Below are 19,033 nucleotides of genomic sequence, written 5' to 3' on the forward strand. Positions count from 1 at the left end.
TGCCGTGATGGGCGAATTATTTGGCGTGGGTGGCCGGGGCCTCCATGATGCGCCGCACCGTGCCGTTGGCGCGCAGTTGCTCGAACGCCGCCTGGGTTTTGCTGACCAGAGCCTCGGGAGTGGAGTTGCTGTAGGCCATGTATAGGCCGGTGGTCATTTCATCCAGGGTCAGCACTTTTTCCAGTTTTGCGCAGTCGAAATGGGCGCTGCGGCACAGGGGGGCGGTTTCCCCCTCGGTCAGTGGCACCATATCGACCTGGCGGCTCAGGAGCTTGGCGAAGTTCTCACCTGCCTGTGCCGAGACCACCAGGCGTGAAAAGCCCTGGCGTTGCAGGTATTGCTGGCGTACATCGTCGCGTATCACGCCAATCACATGGTTGCGCGCGCCGTCCAGTTGGCTGGCAGCCACATCGGCGCGCTCGCGCAGCTTGTACAGGTGGTAGCGCATCTGCATGAATTCGCCCACCCACTGGAATTGCTTTTCCCGGGCGGGCGTGCGCGCAATCAGGAAGATCAGCACATTGGGTTCATTCAGTGCCATGTCATAGGCACGGGCCCATGGATACAGGTTGACCCGGTAGTCGGCTATGCCGGCCTGCTGCAGGGTTTTTTCCAGTACCTCGGTGGCGATGCCCGCGACCTTGCCGCCCGCCATGAAGGTATAGGGCGGCGCATCTTCGGTGACCGCGCGTACCGCTTGGGCTCCAGCGTGTAGTGAAACCAGGGTGGTGGCACAAGCCAGTAGGCGGAGGAGTACTTTTTTCATGGTCTGGTAGGTGTTGCCTGAAAAGAATAGCTGCGGCTGGCCTAGGCCAGCGGCCTTCCATGTGCTACGACACGGTTGCGGCCGTTGCTTTTGGCTTGGTACAGCGCCTGGTCGGCTTGTTCAAACAAGGCGCTGAAGTTGTCGGTATGTTCGGTGTCCAGTTGGGCCAAGCCGATGCTGACTGTGACATGCGCGGCCGCCTCGGAGTCCCGGTGTGGAATCGCCAGTGCGGACACGGCATCCAGCAGGCGGCTTGCCAGTTGGGTGGCGACTTCTGCGGTGGTGCCCGGCAGCAGCACGGCAAATTCCTCGCCACCGATGCGGGCCACCAGGTCGCCGGCCCGGGCGTTGCATTTTTGAATGGCGTGGGCCACGGCGCGCAGGCAGGCGTCGCCGGCAGGGTGGCCGTAGGCGTCGTTGTAGCGTTTGAACGCGTCGATATCACACACCAGGAGCGACAGCGGAAGCCCTGAGCGCAGGGCGCGGCGAAACTCGATCTCCTTGGCCTCGTCAAAGTGGCGGCGGTTGGCCAGGCCGGTCAGTGGGTCGGTGCGGGCCAGGCTGTCCAGCAGGGCATTGGCATTCTCCAGCCGGGCGTTTGTGGATTCCAGCGCGCTGGTGCGCTCGCGCACCATGTCGGCCAGGTGGTCGCGGTGGCTGGCCAGCTCATGTTCATAGCGCTGCTGCTGCTGCAGGTAGCTGGAGAGGTTGCTCTGCAACTGGTTGACCCCTGTCTCCAGTAGCGTGAGCTCGTCTTGGCGGGCGGGATCTCGGTCCAGCCGCAGCTTGTGGTCTAGGTTGTCTGGCGTCAATTGACCCAGGTGCCGTGCGATGCGGCGCACATGCACGGTGACCAGTTTGCTGAACAGCAGCATGATCAAGCTGGCCAGTAATAGTGATTGTGTAACCTGGGTCACCAGAATGGCCAGCACCTCGGTGCGTAAACGTGCCCACAGAATCCTTTCGTCGCCATAGAGCGCGAATTCGCCTACGGTTTCCTTGCTGCCAGCGAATGCCTCGTAGTCAAGTTTGACGCGCAACATAGGCGCGCGGGTAGATGCTTTCCAGCCGCTGTGCGTTCGGCGGAATATTTCCGGGGGGCGGTTGACCGACTGCAGCGCGACTTCGATCTGGCCTACCGATTCCACATTGGCCACGCTGTCGATGTTGGTCTGTAGCGATTCGCGGTCCATTTCCCAAATGGATTTGGACAGTGTGCGTTGGTAGACCTGGGCGATCAGTTCCAGCTCTGCGGACATGGTTGCGACATTGTTTTGCCAGGCCGACCATGTGCGCAGCGCGGCCACCGCCACCGTGAACAGCAAACAAAAGCCCAAGGTCGCCATCACCATGCGGCTGCCCAGCGCACTGGTGCCGCGGCTAATCTCGGTGTTGAGGATGGGCGGGCTTACAGCCATTTTTTCTGTAGCGCGTCGTAAATACCGTTTTTCTTGATAATTTCCAGGCCCTTGCGGAAGCGCTCCACCAGGGCGTCTGAGGTTTTTGGTCCAAAAGCCATGTAGTTGCCGCCGCCGCTAAGCTCAGGAATGCGCAATGATTTCTGCAGCACAGTGGTCGGGTCGTCTCCAGCCTGGCGGGCGATGTAGTACGCGCTCAGTTCGTTCATGACCCACAGGTCGATCCGGCCCAGCTTGAGCTTTTCATAATTCAGCTCGTATTTGCTGCTGGACTGCAGGTTGTGCCCAACGACAAAACCCTGGGATGCCAAAAACTGCTCGCCCACGTCCTGGTTCACAGTGCCGATTTGCAGGTTTTTCGCGCTGCCCAGGTCTGCCAGCTGGATGTTGCGGCTTTTCAGCGAGAACAGATAGAAATCGGTAGGGGTGATCTGACCAACCCACTTGAACAGCTTTTCGCGGTCTTTGGAACGGTTGATCGAATAGATCAGCACGTTCTCGCTATTCTGGGTGGTTTCATAGGCCCGGGCCCAGGGCACAGACTGGAACTGGCCTTCGATATTGATTTCTTTGAGCACCGCTTGCACCACCTCGGTTCCCAGTCCGGTGATCTTGCCTTTGTCGGTGTAGTTGTAAGGCGGGTACTCTTCCGTGAGGATCTTGATGGTTTCGCCGGCATGCGCCGGCAGCAAGCAGGCCAGCAGCGCCATCTGCAGGGCTGTGCGTCGCGCCAATGCGGTGGTGCCGGGCAAATTCATGTGGCCTTCCTTGGAGTAAGTAGGTATGCCAAAGCTTATCAAATAACAGTTGGTTGCTATCGATTTTAAATGCTCAAGGGCTTACCACTGCCCGGTCTCGATCCGGATAGCGACTTCGCAGTCCTCAAAGATTTCCAGCTTGGCTATCCGCACGCGCACACCTAGCACGCCGGGCAGCTGCATCAGCCGTTGTGCCAGCTTGCCGATCAGGCTCTCCAGCAGGTTCACGTGTTCGGCGGTGCAGTCGTCGATGATGATCTGGCGCACCTTGCGGTAGTCGAGCACGTGGTTGATGTCGTCGTCGCTGGGTTCCAGTGGCTGCGGGCCGAGGTTGAGTTCGGCATCCACCTGGATCGGCTGGGGAGTGGTCAACTCGGACTCCAGAATGCCCAGGTTGGCATCGAAGCGCAGCCCGGTGAGTTGCAGGGTTTGGTTTCCAGAGGTGTGGTGCATGGCTTTGAAAAGAGTTACATGAGCGAAAAATCGCGTTCGAACTGCATCAGGTGCTGGCCGCCATCCACCAGCAGAGTGGTGCCAGTGATGGACGCGTTCTCCAGCGCAAACTTGACAGTGGCCGCCACATCGGCGGCTGTGCTGGAGCGGCCCAGCGGGGATATCTTGTGCAGGGCGGCAAATTGCTCATCGCTCAGCATATGGCTTTTCAGCGTCAGGCCGGGTGCCACGCCCACCACCCGCAGTTGGGGTGCCAGCGCCTGGGCCAGCATGGTGTTGGCGACTTCCAGCGCGGCCTTGGACAGGGTGTAGCTCAAGAAGTCCGGGTTCAGGTTCCACAGTTTCTGGTCCAGCAGATTAACCACTGCGCCGGTGCTGCAGCCACGTGCCACGACATGCTTGTGCAGGGCCTGGGCCAGCAGAATCGGCGCGCCGGTATTGCTGCGCAGGTGCAACTCCATGGCGGCAAAGCTGAAGTCGGCGGCACTGTCGTGTTCGAAGGTACTGGCGCTGTTGACCACCGCGTCTACCGTTCCGAATTGCGCCAGCACGGTCGGCAGCAGGGCGCGTACCTGGGCTTCATCGGCCAGGTCTGCCTGGAATGCAGCATGTTTTAGGCCGCTGGCGCTTGTAATACCTGCGCAGTCAGCTACTGTTTTAATAGCGTCCTGTTCCGAGCGGCGGTAGTGCACTGCCACCTGCCAACCCCCTTGGGCCAGGGTCAGGGCGATCTCGCGCCCCAGCCGTTTGCCGGCCCCGGTTACCAAAACGGTACGAGCTTGTCGAGGGTGCGGAGATACAGGCAACATTCAGCGGACAATCCGAGGGTGGAAAAAACAGCCCCCAGTTTAACGAGCGCATTGCAGACGCATATCCAGCAATTGATCCAGTCCTCCGGCGGCTGGATCGGTTTTGACTATTTCATGGCGCTGGCCCTGTACCAACCCGGCCTGGGTTATTACGCCAATGACCGCCTGAAGTTCGGCGCCATGCCCGAGGCCGATCCAGGTGCAGATGGCAGTGACTTCGTCACCGCCCCCGAGATATCGCCCTTGTTCGGCCAGACCCTGGCCGTGCAGGTCGCACAGGCGCTGGACGCGACGCAGACCTGCGAGGTCTGGGAGTTCGGTGCCGGCTCGGGTGCCTTGGCCGAGCAATTGCTGCAGGCCCTGGGTGACAAGCTGCAGCGCTACTGCATCGTGGATCTGTCTGGCAGCCTGCGTGCGCGCCAGCAACTACGCCTGCAGCCTTTTGTCGACAAGGTGCAGTGGGTTACCGAGCTGCCCGCCAGCTTGCAGGCCGTGGTGGTCGGCAACGAGGTGCTGGACGCCATGCCGGTGCAGCTGCTGGTACGCAAAAGCGGCCAGTGGTTTGAGCGCGGTGTGGTGTGGACTGGTGACGCCTTCGCCTGGGACGACCGCCCCACCAGCCTGCGCCCGCCGACCGAGATCGATGGTCCGCACGACTACCTGACCGAAATCCATCCGCAGGGCGAGTCCTTCATCCGTACCCTGGCCGACCGCCTGACCCAGGGTGCCGCCTTCTTTTTGGACTACGGTTTCCCTGAAGCCGAGTATTACCACCCGCAGCGCAGCACAGGCACGGTGATGTGCCATTACGCCCACCGCGCCGACCCCGATCCGCTGACCTATGTGGGGCTGAAGGACATTACCGCCCATGTCAATTTCACTGGCATTGCCCTGGCCGGACAAGAGGCCGAGCCCAGCCTGAATGTGCTGGGCTATACCAGCCAGGCGCGGTTTTTGATGAATTGCGGGTTGCTCCAAAAAATGGAGCACGCTACGCATGCAGAACGTGCGAATGCGTTGAAATTGATCTCCGAGCACGAGATGGGCGAGCTGTTCAAGGTGATTGCCTTTGGTGCTGGCACACCTTGGGAGCCGCTGGGTTTTGCCCAGGGTGACCGCAGCCATACGCTTTGATGTATGGCGCGCTGGCTGCTGGTTATCTTTCTCGCCCTGTTACTAATTGACTGGTTTTCCCCGTTGTTGCGCAAGTTAGGCTTTGGCAGACTGCCCGGTGATTTGCGTTTCAGACTATTTGGCCGCGAGTGGTTTATTCCATTAACCACCACTCTGGTTTTGAGCTTTCTCGCTAGCCTTGTTTCCAAACTCATTTAAGAGAATAAATCCCATGAAAGCATGTATCGATATTGGCGGCACCAAGGTCGCTGTCAGCCTGGCTGTTGGCAACGACGATTTGCCCAATTTGCAGGCGCGGCGTACCGAACCCACCGCCAAGACCGGCAATAACGATGCTCTGGCCGTGCAGATCATCCGCATGGTGGACGAGGCCTGTGCCGAGATCGGTGCCAACCCGGCAGACGTGCAGGTGGCAGGTGTGTCGTCCTGCGGTCCGTTCCTGATCCGCGACGGCCTGATTGAATTGACCGCGCCGAACATCTGCGGCGGCATGGCCGGCCCGGCACGTGGCTTGCCCAATGACTGGGATACGGCGCTGTTGGAAGCGCCCCTGGGTCACCGTTTCGCCCGGGTGCGTATCGAGAACGACTGCATTGCCGCACTGGAGGCCGAGCGTCGCTGGGGTGCCTTGGTGGGCGTGGACCACTGTGCTTATGTGACCTGGAGTACCGGTATTGGTATGGGTCTGTGCGTGGATGGCCATATCCTGCGCGGCAAGAATGGAAATGCCGGCCATGCTGGCCATATGTTCGTTTCGGATAACCTGGACGCTTTATGCGGCTGCGGGAATATCGGCGATGTAGAGGGTTTGGTTGCCGGCAATGCGATTGCCCGCCGATTTGGCCTGGATGCCGCCACATTATTCCAGGCGGCCCGCGCCGGAGATGCAGATGCGTTGACCAAGGTGGATGATCTATGCCGGGTATTGGGGCGCTCTTTGTATAACCTGGTGATCACGCTGGATTTACAGCGCATTAGCTTGGGCGGCAGTGTTTTTTGGCACAACCGCGAATTTCTGCTGCCACGCCTGCAATCCCATATTGATGGAAAATTGCCTTCATTAACCACGGGGGTGACCTTGGTGCCCGCTGGTTTGGCCGACAAAGTGGGTGACTACGCCGCCGTCGCATTGGCCTGATCGGTGTGCATATTGGCCTTGGATACTGGTATTTCTGCCTATATCCATGCCAATGTCCATGTGGAGACCAAGGGGTTCGATGATTCTGTGGCGAAGTTTTTTCTAACGTGCGGGTTATCTTTAAATTGGCTTTACACAAACCCGTATTTGTGGGTTTATAATTAAGCGTCAATAATTCATTTTCGAAGTATTCGGAATACAAAGATGCCTACCTACAAAGAACTTTTGCAACAGCGTGAACTCCTTGAGCAGCAAATCAATGCTGCACGCGCCACGGAAAATGCCGCCGCCATTGAAAAAGTCAAAACGCTGGTCGCTGATTTCGGTTTGACCGCGGAAGACATTTTTGCTGCTGGTAAGCCCCGCGTTAAAAGCGGAGCCAAGGTTGCTCCTAAATACCGCAATACAGCTACCGGTGATACTTGGACTGGCCGTGGCAAACCGCCAAAGTGGATCCAAGGCCAAGACCGCGACCAGTTTCTGATTGCTGGCTAACTTAATGCCGTTTTTTACCGTGGCTTAGTTGCGGTAATCATTTTTATCAAAAAGCCCAGTCTTCGGACTGGGCTTTTTGCATTGGGGGGCTGAAACTATAGTCCGGCATCAATCGCATGGATTCTTTGCATCAATAAACATCTGAACTTCGGGTAGGCTGTCATTCTTTGTGCCCAGGGCTGTATTTGAGAATGGAGTCTACGGGTGGGTGCATTTATTCAGTGTTGTTTTAAGAGGGATTCCATGCGCAAGCTTTATATCGGCAATAAAAACTATTCGTCTTGGTCCATGCGTCCGTGGGTGCTGTTGAGGCAGGCCGGCATCCCGTTTGAGGAAATCAAGGTCCGATTTGATTCATTTGCGGCGGAGTCGCAGTTCAAGGCGACCATGGCCAAGGTGAATCCGGTGGGCAAGGTGCCGGTGTTGGTCGAGGGCGATCTGGCCGTCTGGGATACCTTGGCGATTGCCGAAACCTTGGCCGAACAGTTCCCTGAAAAAGCCTTGTGGCCGCAAAGCCCCCAGGACCGTGCCCGTGCCCGCAGCGTATGTGCCGAGATGCATTCGGGCTTTACCGCTCTGCGCAGCCACTGCCCCATGAACATCGAGGCTTCTTTGCCCGAGGTCGGGCAATTGATCTGGCGTGACCAGGCCGGTGTGCGCGCCGATGTGGAGCGCTTGGTCGGCATGTGGAGCGCTTTGCTGGAGGCGCATGACGGCCCCATGTTGTTTGGCACGTTCAGCATTGCGGACGCGTATTTCGCCCCGGTGTGTATGCGTCTGGTGACCTATGCCCTGCCCGTGCCGCCAGTGATTCAGGCCTATATCGAGCATGTGAGTGCCTTGCCAGGCGTGCAGGCCTGGGTGGCTGATGCACGGGCAGAGCAGGACTTTCTGGACTTCGAAGAGCCCTACCGGGTGGCCCGCTAGCGCGCGGGCGTGACGCCGGCTGCTGCGCTGCACTCTGGATAAACTCCAACAATGGATATTTTTCTTGTCGGCGGTGCGGTACGCGACGCCTTGTTGGGGCGCCAAGGTGGAGACCGGGACTGGGTGGTGGTGGGGGCGAGTCCCGAAGCCCTGTTGGCCCAAGGCTATCTCGCGGTGGGCAAGGACTTCCCGGTGTTCCTGCACCCCCGCACCCATGAGGAATACGCCTTGGCCCGCACCGAGCGCAAGACCGCACCCGGCTACCGGGGTTTTGCCGTGCATGCAGCGCCTGATGTCACCCTGGAGCAGGACTTGGCGCGGCGCGACCTTACTATTAATTCAATAGCTGCCCCCGCAGGAAATATAAGCGCTAGCGGCAGTTTTGATCTAAATCCCCAGGCCTTGGTGGACCCCTATGGTGGCCAGCGCGACCTGCGCGACAAGGTGCTGCGCCACGTCACAGATGCCTTCCGTGAAGATCCCGTGCGCATACTGCGTGTGGCCCGTTTCGCGGCCCGTTTTGCCGACTTCCATGTGGCCCCAGAGACCCAGGCCTTGATGTGCGAAATGGTGGCGGCCGGCGAGGTGGATGCTTTGGTGCCCGAGCGTGTCTGGCAAGAGCTGGCACGCGGCTTGATGGAGGAGCGGCCTTCGCGCATGTTCGAGGTACTGCGCGACTGCGGTGCCCTGGCACGCCTGCTGCCTGAAGTGCACGCCCTGTGGGGTGTCCCTCAGCGTGCGGACTACCACCCGGAAGTGGATACCGGTGTCCACGTGATGATGGTGCTGGATATGGCGGCCCGCCTGCAAGCGCCTTTGCCTGTGCGCTTTGCCTGTCTGGTCCATGATCTGGGCAAGGCGACTACACCGCCCGATGTTTTACCTCGTCATATCGGACATGAGGCCCGCAGCGCCCAATTGCTCAAGGGCCTATGCCAACGTTTGCGCGTGCCGACCGATTGCCGGGATCTGGGTGATTTAGTGGCGCGTGAGCACGGCAATATCCACCGTGGCCAGGAGTTTGGCGCCGCGGCGCTGCTGCGCTTGCTGGAGCGTTGCGATGCCTTGCGCAAGCCACAGCGCTTCATGGACGCTTTATGGGCCTGTGAATGCGATGCCCGCGGGCGCCTGGGGCTGGAAGAGCAGGCCTATGCTCAGCGCGGCTACTGGCTGGAGGTGCTGCAGGTTGCCCAATCGGTTGCCACGGACGCCATTGCCCGCGAGGCTCAGGCGCGCGGCATCGAAGGCAAAGCCATAGGGGAATTGGTGCATGCCGCCCGCGTGCTGGCTTTGCGGGCCGTGGCCAAGGCGGATTGAGAACAGGGTCTACGGCAGTACGGGCGGTCCGTCGCTGTCGCCAATTTCCAACTCCGGCATGCACAATTTTTGCAGCGTATCCAAGGGGGCGTTGCGCATGCGCGCCAGTGTCATTTCCGCCAGCGTGACGCCGGTGGCTTCTGGGGTGGGCTGCATGACTGCTGTCACACGGGCGCGCACTACCGAATCTGGGCCTACGCCGTCATAGACGATGATGGACAAGTCACGTCCCAGCATCAGCCCGGAGTGCATGGCTGCATGGACAGCGCCAATGCCCGCCAGGTTGTTGTCTACCAACACGGCGGTAGGGCGGTTAGGCAGCGCCAGCAGGTTCTGCATCGCGGCATAGCCTGAGCGGCGGTCCAAGGCCACACGCTGCACTGCATCGGTGGCGATTGTGACGTTTTCTGCTTTCAAGGCGCCGCAAAATCCATTAAATCGCTGGTCTGCAAAGTTGTATTCGGGGTACGCACCGATATAACCGATACGCCGGTGGCCCAGGCTCAACAGGCGTTCTGCGGCCATGCGCGCACCGGCCAGATTGTCAAAGTCGAACCAGGCGTAGGGCTCGGTCAAGGTGCTGCTGCGGCCGTAGGCCACGAACGGAACATTGCGGCTTTGCAGCAGCTGCAGGCGGCGATCCGCCACCCGCGTGCGTGGTACTACAAATACCCCGATATGCCGGCCGGTGATGGCGCGCTCATAGGCCGCCAACTCATCGTCTGCCGAGGCTGACACGATCAGCAGGTCCATGCTTGCCTGGGCAAAACGTTTGCCCATAGACGAGGCAACCTGCAAAAACTGTTGGTCACCCAGGTCGCCAGTGGTGATGGGGAACACGATGCCTACTGCATCGGCGCGACCCAGGGCCAAGCCTCTGGCGCGCGCGTCAGGCCGGTAATGCAGGCGCGCAGCGGCTTCCATGACCTCGCGGCGCGTTGTTGCCGCCACCTCGGGGTAGCCGTTCAGCGCGCGGCTGACCGTGGTCAGCGACAAGCCGAGTTCTTCGGCAATCCGTTTCAGTGACATCTCTTTGCAATAGCGTGTAAGTGTGGGGCGTAGGGGTGGCGCGGCAATGGTAGCCCATCGATGGACGGAGGAATGTGCGCACCAATGCTGACGTATGTCTACTCTGGCATCGTTTTTGTCGCAATTTTGCAACAAAAAAACGATTCGGGTGTCGTGCGATTAGTTCCATGAATGAACTAATTTTTTTGCTAATTTTTTGTATTTGTGAACCTTGTGTAAACCACGCGGGATGCTCGTCTTAAAAGTACGGTTTTCATTGGGAAAAACAAGAAAAGCAAAGGGGGATTGTGGACGGAGGTTGCGGGCTTTAAAAGTCCTACAAATAAAGCTTCGAAATCGCTGTTTTGGTAACCAATTTGTAACTTCTTCGAGGGTAATTGCTTATCACTGAGAAAACGGAGCCCACAAAGAATGCAGCCAGGTTTGCGGTCCTCTTCAGAGTCTTGGGGGAAATGAAGGCCCCCGTAGAGAGCGCAAAACCTGCACAAAACTTAAATTACTACAGGAGATTCCTTTGAGCCAGTCCATGAAATTTGCCTTCCGGGCAACCGCTGTCGCCGCCATCGCGATGGTTTCCGCTTCCGCTTTCGCAGCTGCTGACTTCGATGCCAACATCGAGTTGGATAGCAAGGTTGAAAACTTGGCACGTGGTGCATCCCAGTCCGGCCGTGTGGAATTGAACGCCAGCAAGAAGATGGGTTCTAAATACTTCATCGCCGGTCGTGCTACCTATTTGGCCCATCCAGACGGCACTGCTGGTGTGGATGACATGTGGGCGCAAATGGGTAGCGATGTGGCTGACGTCAAGTTGGGCCGCTTCGAAGCCGCTAACCTGTTCCAAACCCCTGGCGACGTGCTGGTCGAATACGCGGGTAATGCTCCTTACCAAGCCAACGTGCTGCGCGGCCGTCAAGGTGGCGTGAACGTGGTGCCTAACGATAGCAATCTTGCTGCCTATGGTGCTGGCGTGTTCCACGCAGCCGGCACCGTGCAACTGGGCGGCGGTCTGTCGCTGGAAGTCAGCGGCGTGTCCAGCAAGGGCACGGGCCAAGCCAACGGTATCCGTCCTGTGTTGAGCTACGCGAATGGTCCTCTGCATGTGGCAGCTGGCCTGGAAGGCATCCAGTACCACACCGGCCTGGCCAAGCGCACCACCGGCTTTGGCTTGACGGGTGACTACAACTTCGGCGATGTCGTGCTGACCGCCAACTTCGCCTCTGCCAAGAACGACCAAGACTTCAAGCAAAACACCTTTGCTGTGATGGTCGGTTTCGGTGGTCTGACCCTGGCGACTGTGCAAGGCAACACCAAGACGGCTGGTGAAGACTACAAGGTCTCGACCTTCTGGGCTGCATACGCCATTCCATTCTTTGATGTGAAGGGCGCGACGATCACTCCCGCAGTGTCCTTCTCCAAAGGCAGCGGCTCCAACACCACCAGGGATTCGTCCGGTTTCGCTCTGCGCGTGCACTACGACTTCTAATCCATGCAGCAGTAGCTGCATCGAGCCAATACTCTCTTTCGCGGGTTAGAGAGTGGCAAACCACTTCATGCCCACAACGGTCTTTCTGCCTGTTGTGGGCTTTTTTGTTTCTTGGATTTGGAGCTTGTCGTATGCCGACCTGAGGGCTTTTCAGGGCCTCCCCGGGTAAACCCAGTATTCTTTTCAAAGCGCTTTGAATTTATACTGCACTGGCTTTCACCGGCGACCCAAAAGCCTGCGAACGGGGCCTAGCAGCTCCAGACTTGTGCAGGTGGACCTCGAATAAACCAGGAGACTACATGACAGCAATTACAAAAACTGCGGCCGCTGTGCTGCTCAGCATCGGTGCTTTGGGCGCGCATGCCGCCGGAGTCACGCTCACCATTTCCTGCGGCTCTGTGGGGCAGGATTACGAGTTCTGCAAGAAGGCCGGCGATGAGTGGGCCAGCAAAACGGGAAATACGGTGAAGCATCTGAGCATTCCGCAGTCCACCAGCGACATCCTGGGTTTGTTCCGCCAAATGTTCGCCGCCAAATCGACCGAGGTGGATGTGATCAACGTGGACGTTGTGTGGCCTGGTCTTCTGAAAGACCATTTGCTGGATCTGACGTCGTACACCAATGGTGCTGAAAAGGCCCATTTCCCGGCCATCGTGGCCAACAACACCGTGGGTGGCAAGTTGCTGGCCATGCCGTGGTTTACCGATGCGGGCGTTCTTTATTACCGCAAAGACTTGCTGTCCAAGTACGGCGAAAAGGCTCCCACCACCTGGGCCGAGTTGACTGCCTCCGCCCAGAAAGTCATGGACGGAGAGCGCAAGGCGGGCAATGCGGACATGCAAGGTTTTGTTTTCCAAGCCAAGGCTTATGAAGGTTTGACCTGTGATGCGGTCGAATGGGTGTCCAGCTTCGGTGGTGGCAATATCGTGGACAGCACCGGCAAGATCACCATCAACAATCCTGCTGCAGCCAAGGCCTTGAACACGGCAGCCGGCTGGATCGGCACCATTGCACCCAAGGGTGTATTGAACTATGCGGAAGAAGACGCGCGCGGCGTGTTCCAAAAAGGCAATGCGGTGTACATGCGCAATTGGCCGTATGCCTGGTCGCTCAGCCAGGGGGCAGACAGCCCGGTCAAGGGCAAGGTCGGAGTTGTTGCTCTACCCAAGGGTGATGGAGGAAAGACGGCTGCAACCCTGGGTGGTTGGCAACTGGCGGTGAGCAAGTACTCCAAGAATCCCAAAGAAGCGGCTGATTTTGTGATGTACCTGACCAGTGAGGCTGTGCAGAAGGATCGTGCCATCCGCGGTTCTTACAACCCCACCATTGCCTCGTTGTACAAGGACAAGGAAGTGTTGGCCGCCAACCCGTTCTTCGGCGACCTGTATGACACATTTGTTGGGGCCGTTCCTCGTCCGGCCACGGTCACGGGTGCCAAGTACAACGAAGTCTCCGCAGCGTTCTGGAATGCCACGCACGAAGTGCTGTCGGGCAAATCCACGGGTGAAGACAGCGTGAAAAAGCTCGAGGGCAAGCTGGATTCGATTCGCCGCGGTCCTAAGTGGTAAGCCTTTACAAGTGGTAAGCCTTTACTGTTGAGCCCAGGGGCTGCCAGGCTAAACAGCGTGGCAGCCCGTTCAGCACATCGATCCCAGGAGTCGCCATGCGCAAAAAAACATCCGAACTTACCCGCGAGCGCACACGCAGTGCCTGGATATTTCTGGCGCCAACCTTGCTGGTGCTATTGCTGGTGGCGGGCTGGCCGCTGGGCCGCACGATCTGGTTCAGCTTCACAGACGCTACGCTTGAGAACATCGGCGAGTCCTCTTACAACATGGTGGGTTTGCAGAACTATTTCGGTAAATACGGTGTGTTCAATCTGGAAGCGGTAGAGGGTTTCTGGAACACCGACTGGGGTATGGCCATTCGCAATACCTTCAAGTTCTCGATAGTTTCGGTGGTTATTGAAACCATACTGGGCATCATCTTTGCGCTGGTGCTGAACGCGAATTTCAAGGGCCGCTCGTTTGTGCGAGCGGCCGTGCTAGTGCCTTGGGCCATACCTACCATTGTGTCGGCCAAGATGTGGGCCTGGATCATGCACGACCAGTTTGGCGTCATGAATGCCATGCTCAAGGGTGCGGGCATCATCGACCACAACATCGCCTGGACCGCTGATCCCGACTACGCGCTGTGGTCGGTCATGCTGGTGGACGTGTGGAAGACCACACCCTTCATGGCCCTGCTGACCTTGGCGGCGCTGCAGATGCTGCCAACCGATTGTTATGAAGCCGCCCATGTGGACGGCATCCACCCGGTGCGGGTGTTCTTCAAGGTCACCCTGCCGCTGATCTGGCCGGCTCTGATGGTCGCTGTAATCTTCCGTTTGCTGGATGCGTTGCGGGTGTTCGACATCATCTATGTGATGACCTCCAACAGTGTGGACACCATCAGCATGTCGGGCTTTGTGCGGCGTGAAATCGTGGATAACAACTATGTGGGTTATGGCTCGGCCGCTTCCACTGTGTTGTTTCTCATCATTGCGGTGTGCACTCTGCTGTACCTCAAGCTGTCCCGGGTAGACCTGGGTGGCAAGAAATAAGGAGCTTCGGCATGAACCACACTTTCCAAAAAATACTGGGCTCCATCGGCCTGTACGCCCTGGTGGCAATCATCTCGCTGTTTTGCCTGTTCCCGTTTTATTACGCCATCGTCACTTCATTGAAGTCGGGTACCGAGCTGTTCAGCAGTTCGCTATGGCCCGCCGCACCTTCGCTGAAGAACTACATCGCCATGTTTACGGTGGCAGAGCACCCCTTTGGGCGCCACATCCTGAACTCGGTGGCGGTATCGACCATGGTGGTCATCGCCTCGTTGTTCCTGGGCGTGACGGCGGCTTACGCGCTGGGCCGCATCCAGTTCCGCGGTCGCGGCCTGCTGCTATTGACCGTGCTGGCCGTGTCCATGTTCCCGCAGGTGGCGGTGCTGTCAGGCATGTTCGAGCTGATGCAGGCTTTCGGTCTGTACAACCACTGGTGGGGCCTGACCCTGCCGTACATGGTGTTCACGCTGCCGTTCACCGTGTGGGTGCTGACCACCTTTGTGCGCGACCTGCCCAAGGAGTTGGAGGAGGCCGCCATCATGGACGGCTGTACCCCCTGGGGCATCATCGTCAAGGTGTTTTTACCGGTGATGTGGCCGGCGCTGGTGACCACCGGCCTGCTGGCTTTCATCGCTGCCTGGAATGAGTTCATGTTCGCCCTGACATTCGTCCTGAACAACAACGACCGTACCGTGCCGGTGTCCATTTCCCTCATCAGCGGTGCCGACAAATATGAAATTCCGTGGGGCAAGATCATGGCGGCCTCGGTGCTGGTGACCTTGCCGTTGATTGCCCTGGTGCTGATATTCCAGCGCAAGATTGTGGGTGGTTTGACCTCTGGCGCAGTGAAAGGCTGAGCATGGCGCAGGCAAATGGGTGGTGGCGTGGCGGGGTGATCTACCAGATCTACCCGCGTAGTTTTCAAGATAGCAATGGCGACGGCATTGGCGACCTGACTGGCGTGGTGCAACGTCTGCCCTACTTGGCCGAGCTGGGTGTGGATGCAATCTGGCTGTCGCCGTTTTTCCAAAGTCCGATGAAGGACTTTGGCTACGACATTTCGGACTACCGCCAGGTGGATGGCATTTTCGGCACGCTGGCCGACTTCGATGCCGTGGTGGCCAAGGCCCATGCTTTGGGCATCAAGGTGCTGATCGACCAGGTGCTCAGCCACTGCTCCGACCAGCACCCCTGGTTTGTGGAGTCTCGCTCCAGCCGCGACAACCCGCGCGCCGACTGGTTCGTCTGGGCCGACCCCAAGGAAGACGGCACACCGCCGAACAACTGGCTGTCCATCTTTGGCGGCAGTGCCTGGCAGTGGGATACCCGCCGCTGCCAGTACTACATGCACAACTTTTTGGCCAGCCAGCCGGACCTGAACTTCCACAACCCGCAAGTGCAGCAAGCGGCGCTGGAGAATATGCAGTTCTGGCTCGACCGCGGTGTGGACGGATTCCGCCTGGACGCCGTCAACTTCTGCATGCACGACGCGCAGCTGCGCAACAACCCGGCGCGCGGCATGCCGACCGACGACCCGTCGGTGAACAAGGTCAACCCCTACGGCTGGCAGCACCACCAGTTTGACAAGAGCCAGCCGGAAATGCTGGACTTCCTGCGCCGCATCCGCAAGCTGCTGGACCAGTACCCGGATCTGATGACCGTGGGTGAAATCGGCGATGACGATACCGCCGCCCGTATTGCGGAATACACCAGTGGTGGCGACAAGCTGCACACCGCCTATGCGTTTGACCTGCTGGGTCCGCGCTGCGATGCCCGCTTTGTGCACTCCGTGTTGCGTAACCTGGAGGCCGTCAACCAGGACGGCTGGGCGTGTTGGGCACTGTCCAACCACGACTGCGTGCGTGTGGCCAGCCGGTGGAAGCAGCCGGGCGACAACCATGCTTGGCAACGCCTGGTGTTTGCCATGCAGCTCAGCCTGCGTGGCTCGCCCTGTATCTACCAGGGCGACGAGCTGGGTCTGACGGAGGCGACCCTGGCCGTGGAAGATTTGCAGGACCCGTATGGCATTGCCATGTGGCCCGAATTCGTGGGGCGCGATGGTTGCCGTACGCCCATGGCCTGGGACGTTAATGCAGCCCATGCCGGCTTCAGCACGGCAGCCAAAACCTGGCTGCCGATGTGGCCCGAGCATTTGCCGTTGACGGCGCGCAGCCAGATGGCGGACCCGGATTCGCTGTTCCATTTCTACAAGGCCATGCTGGCCTGGCGCCGTGGTTTTGAGGTGCTGCGCACCGGCAGCATCGAGCTGCTGGCGGAGCACGATGCCGTGCTGGCTTTTGTGCGTCGCAGTGGCGATGCTGCATTGCTGTGTGCTTTCAATATGGGGACAAATGCCGTGCGCTATGCCTTGCCCGCAGGCCTGCAGGTACACAAGGTGGAGACGCCGTCTGGCTTGCCATCCGGCCGCCAGGACGGCCAGGACCTGGTGTTGCCACCGTATGGCGTGCTGTTCGCGACGCTTTAATTCAGAAATAAGTAGGAGACAACCATGTCAGAAATCCGCTTCCGTGACGTGCACAAGCGCTACAGCAGCAGCGTGCCAGACACCATCCGCAAAGTAGACCTGGATATTGAGCGCGGCGAGTTCGTGGTGTTTGTCGGCCCTTCGGGCTGTGGCAAATCCACATTGCTGCGCATGGTCGCCGGCCTGGAGGACATTACCAGCGGCGAGCTCAGTATCAAGGGCCAGCGCATGAACGAAACCCCGCCTTCGCGCCGGGGCGTGGCCATGGTGTTCCAAAGCTATGCGCTGTATCCGCACATGAGCGTGTACGACAACATGGCTTTCGGCCTGAAGCAGGCCAAGACCGACACCGCCACGGTGGAGCAGCGGGTGCGCAAGGCATCCAAGATTCTGCAGCTGGATCCGCTGCTCAAGCGCCTACCCAAAGAGCTGTCCGGCGGCCAGCGCCAGCGGGTGGCGATTGGCCGGGCCATTGTGCGCGAGCCGGATGTGTTCTTGTTCGATGAGCCGTTGTCGAACCTGGACGCTTCGCTGCGCGTGCAGACCCGGCTGGAGATCGCCAAGCTGCACAAGGACATCGGCACCGCCAGCATGATCTACGTGACCCATGACCAGGTCGAGGCCATGACCTTGGCCGACAAGATCGTGCTGCTGAACGCCGGCGAGGCGGTGCAGCGTGATGGCAGCGTGGCCCAATGCGGCGCGCCGCTGGAGCTGTACCACCGACCAGTCAACAAGTTCGTGGCCGGTTTCATCGGCAGCCCGAAGATGAACTTCGTGGAAGCCCGCTTGAGCCACGCCTCCGGCGCCGAGGCGGTTGCCAAGGTGGCCGAGGTGGATGTGCATGCCGCGGTGGATGCATCGCGCATTGCGGCGAACAGTGCCGTGACCTTGGGCGTGCGCCCCGAGCATGTGCAGATCGTGCCGCAAGGTGGCGCCAACGTGGTGGCCGGCCTGGTGGCATTCCTGGAGCAGCTGGGCGAAGCCAGCTATATCTATGTGCGGCTGGCCGGTGGCGAGCTGGTCACGGTGCGTGAAAACGGCCAGACCCGCTGCAGCGTGGGCAACCACGTGCACCTGTACTTTCCGCCGCACTGCATACATTTGTTCGACGCGGAGGGCGTGGCCGCCAAGCGTACGGCCGACCCGGAAATCCTGGGTCAGCCCATGGTCGCCGGTGTGTCCATTTCGCGTGCGGGTGCCAGCGCCTGAGCACCAACAGGCCCGCAGGTTTCATATAAAAATAGCTGCTAGCCCAGGTAATTCCTGCGCTAGCAGCTATTTTATTTGTAGCGGTTGGTTTTAGACTTCCAGGTTGTCGATCAGCCGGGTGCTGCCCAGCCGCGCGGCGGCCAGTACCACCAGGGGCTCGTCGGCCACGGGGCGTTGCAGGTCGCTGCGTCGGCGCGCCACCACATAGTCGGGCAGCCAGCCGCGCTGGCGTAGCGTGTCCATGGCCTGGGCTTCCAGGCCGGCGATGTCTGTGCCGCCCTGGCGTAGGGCTGTAGCCAGGGTGCGCAGTACGCCAGATAGTTGTACCGCCTCGGCGCGTTCGTCTGGGCTCAGGTAGCTGTTGCGGGAGGACAGGGCCAGACCGTCCGCAGCGCGGCAGGTGGTGCCGCCCAGCACCTCCACCGGCAGTGCAAACTGCTGCACCATGCGGCGTATCACCAGCAGCTGCTGGTAGTCTTTCTGGCCGAATACGGCCGTGCGCCGGCCCTGGGCCTCGGAAAAAACGCACTGGAACAGCTTCATCACCACGGTGCATACGCCAATAAAAAAGCCGGGGCGGAAGTGACCTTCGAGCAGGTCGGCAATTTCAGCCGGCGGGTGGACCTTGAAGCTTTGCGGCTCGGGGTAGAGTTCTTTCTCGTTCGGCGCAAACAGCACATCACAGCCCGCAGCCTGCAGTTGGGCGCAGTCTTTGTCCCAGGTGCGCGGGTAGCTGTCGAAGTCTTCGTGCGGCAGGAACTGCAGCCGGTTCACGAAGATGCTGGCCACGGTCACATCGCCCAGGGGCTTGGCCTGGCGCACCAGGGCCAGGTGGCCTTCGTGCAGATTGCCCATGGTCGGCACAAAGGCCGGGTGCTGGAAGCCGCCCAGGTGGGCGCGCAGTTCTTCAATGGTGTGGGCGATGAACATCGGCAAGAATCAAAAATGGAGCTTATGGCCGGTGGATAGGCGGGCTGGGTGCCCGTCCGGTCCGCCCGACCTGCGCC

General features: G+C 59.5%; 19 protein-coding genes. 12 read left to right on the top strand and 7 right to left on the bottom strand.

Going from position 1 to position 19,033, the window contains the following annotated elements:
• Positions 1–16: 16 nt before the first annotated feature.
• The 5 genes from AC07R0_RS03520 to AC07R0_RS03540 all read right to left on the bottom strand — a co-directional run bounded on the left by AC07R0_RS03520 (position 17) and on the right by AC07R0_RS03540 (position 4,204).
• Positions 17–766, bottom strand: a complete 750-nt coding sequence (locus AC07R0_RS03520; RefSeq protein ID WP_495103816.1) for a substrate-binding periplasmic protein — start codon at positions 764–766, stop codon at positions 17–19.
• Positions 767–807: 41 nt separating this feature from the next.
• On the bottom strand, positions 808–2,184 hold the full coding sequence (locus AC07R0_RS03525) for a GGDEF domain-containing protein (RefSeq protein WP_495073891.1): 1,377 nt from the start codon (positions 2,182–2,184) through the stop codon (positions 808–810).
• Complete coding sequence (locus AC07R0_RS03530; RefSeq protein WP_495073890.1) at positions 2,175–2,942, bottom strand: substrate-binding periplasmic protein; 768 nt, start codon at positions 2,940–2,942, stop codon at positions 2,175–2,177. Before AC07R0_RS03530 ends, AC07R0_RS03525 begins: the two co-directional genes overlap by 10 nt.
• Before the next feature lie 81 nt (positions 2,943–3,023).
• A complete protein-coding gene (locus tag AC07R0_RS03535) occupies positions 3,024–3,395 on the bottom strand; it encodes a dihydroneopterin aldolase (RefSeq protein WP_495073889.1) in 372 nt (123 codons plus the stop codon).
• Between the two features lie 14 nt (positions 3,396–3,409).
• On the bottom strand, positions 3,410–4,204 hold the full coding sequence (locus AC07R0_RS03540; RefSeq protein ID WP_495097006.1) for an SDR family oxidoreductase: 795 nt from the start codon (positions 4,202–4,204) through the stop codon (positions 3,410–3,412).
• Positions 4,205–4,255: 51 nt separating this feature from the next.
• On the opposite strand from AC07R0_RS03540, the gene AC07R0_RS03545 reads away from it, so the two are divergent.
• The 6 genes from AC07R0_RS03545 (at position 4,256) to AC07R0_RS03570 (ending at position 9,215) form a co-directional block, all read left to right on the top strand.
• Positions 4,256–5,338 (top strand): class I SAM-dependent methyltransferase, encoded by a 1,083-nt coding sequence (locus AC07R0_RS03545; RefSeq protein WP_495103817.1) that lies wholly within the window; start codon positions 4,256–4,258, stop codon positions 5,336–5,338.
• Between the two features lie 3 nt (positions 5,339–5,341).
• Positions 5,342–5,536: a DUF2905 domain-containing protein gene (locus AC07R0_RS03550; protein ID WP_495073886.1), complete on the top strand. Its 195-nt coding sequence runs from the start codon at positions 5,342–5,344 to the stop codon at positions 5,534–5,536.
• Positions 5,537–5,549: 13 nt separating this feature from the next.
• The gene (locus AC07R0_RS03555; protein ID WP_495073885.1) at positions 5,550–6,476 is read left to right on the top strand and encodes an ROK family protein; all 927 of its coding nucleotides are present in this window, start codon (positions 5,550–5,552) and stop codon (positions 6,474–6,476) included.
• Between the two features lie 204 nt (positions 6,477–6,680).
• Entirely contained in the window at positions 6,681–6,971 is a 291-nt protein-coding gene (locus AC07R0_RS03560; RefSeq protein WP_495073884.1) for an H-NS histone family protein, read from the top strand.
• A gap of 243 nt (positions 6,972–7,214) precedes the next feature.
• Positions 7,215–7,898, top strand: a complete 684-nt coding sequence (locus AC07R0_RS03565; RefSeq protein ID WP_495103818.1) for a glutathione S-transferase family protein — start codon at positions 7,215–7,217, stop codon at positions 7,896–7,898.
• 51 nt (positions 7,899–7,949) lie between these two features.
• Positions 7,950–9,215 carry a multifunctional CCA addition/repair protein gene (locus AC07R0_RS03570; protein WP_495103819.1) on the top strand — a complete coding sequence of 422 codons (1,266 nt, stop codon included), beginning with the start codon at positions 7,950–7,952 and terminating at the stop codon, positions 9,213–9,215.
• Between the two features lie 9 nt (positions 9,216–9,224).
• On the opposite strand, the gene AC07R0_RS03575 is transcribed toward AC07R0_RS03570, so the two are convergent.
• Positions 9,225–10,244 carry a substrate-binding domain-containing protein gene (locus AC07R0_RS03575; protein WP_495103820.1) on the bottom strand — a complete coding sequence of 340 codons (1,020 nt, stop codon included), beginning with the start codon at positions 10,242–10,244 and terminating at the stop codon, positions 9,225–9,227.
• A gap of 526 nt (positions 10,245–10,770) precedes the next feature.
• Between AC07R0_RS03575 and AC07R0_RS03580 the strand changes: the two genes are divergently transcribed.
• From AC07R0_RS03580 to AC07R0_RS03605, 6 genes are all read left to right on the top strand, one after another.
• Positions 10,771–11,727: a hypothetical protein gene (locus tag AC07R0_RS03580; RefSeq protein ID WP_495103821.1), complete on the top strand. Its 957-nt coding sequence runs from the start codon at positions 10,771–10,773 to the stop codon at positions 11,725–11,727.
• A gap of 299 nt (positions 11,728–12,026) precedes the next feature.
• Complete coding sequence (locus tag AC07R0_RS03585) at positions 12,027–13,295, top strand: ABC transporter substrate-binding protein (protein WP_495073879.1); 1,269 nt, start codon at positions 12,027–12,029, stop codon at positions 13,293–13,295.
• A gap of 95 nt (positions 13,296–13,390) precedes the next feature.
• On the top strand, positions 13,391–14,329 hold the full coding sequence (locus AC07R0_RS03590) for a carbohydrate ABC transporter permease (protein WP_495097011.1): 939 nt from the start codon (positions 13,391–13,393) through the stop codon (positions 14,327–14,329).
• Between the two features lie 11 nt (positions 14,330–14,340).
• A complete protein-coding gene (locus AC07R0_RS03595) occupies positions 14,341–15,186 on the top strand; it encodes a carbohydrate ABC transporter permease (RefSeq protein WP_495073877.1) in 846 nt (281 codons plus the stop codon).
• Between the two features lie 2 nt (positions 15,187–15,188).
• A complete protein-coding gene (locus AC07R0_RS03600) occupies positions 15,189–16,814 on the top strand; it encodes an alpha-glucosidase (RefSeq protein ID WP_495103822.1) in 1,626 nt (541 codons plus the stop codon).
• 24 nt (positions 16,815–16,838) lie between these two features.
• The gene (locus AC07R0_RS03605) at positions 16,839–18,026 is read left to right on the top strand and encodes an ABC transporter ATP-binding protein (RefSeq protein WP_495103823.1); all 1,188 of its coding nucleotides are present in this window, start codon (positions 16,839–16,841) and stop codon (positions 18,024–18,026) included.
• A gap of 90 nt (positions 18,027–18,116) precedes the next feature.
• On the opposite strand, the gene panC is transcribed toward AC07R0_RS03605, so the two are convergent.
• The gene (gene panC, locus AC07R0_RS03610) at positions 18,117–18,956 is read right to left on the bottom strand and encodes a pantoate--beta-alanine ligase (RefSeq protein ID WP_495103824.1); all 840 of its coding nucleotides are present in this window, start codon (positions 18,954–18,956) and stop codon (positions 18,117–18,119) included.
• Between the last annotated feature and the right edge of the window lie 77 nt (positions 18,957–19,033).

Source organism: Rhodoferax sp. GW821-FHT07F03 (genome assembly GCF_059418745.1).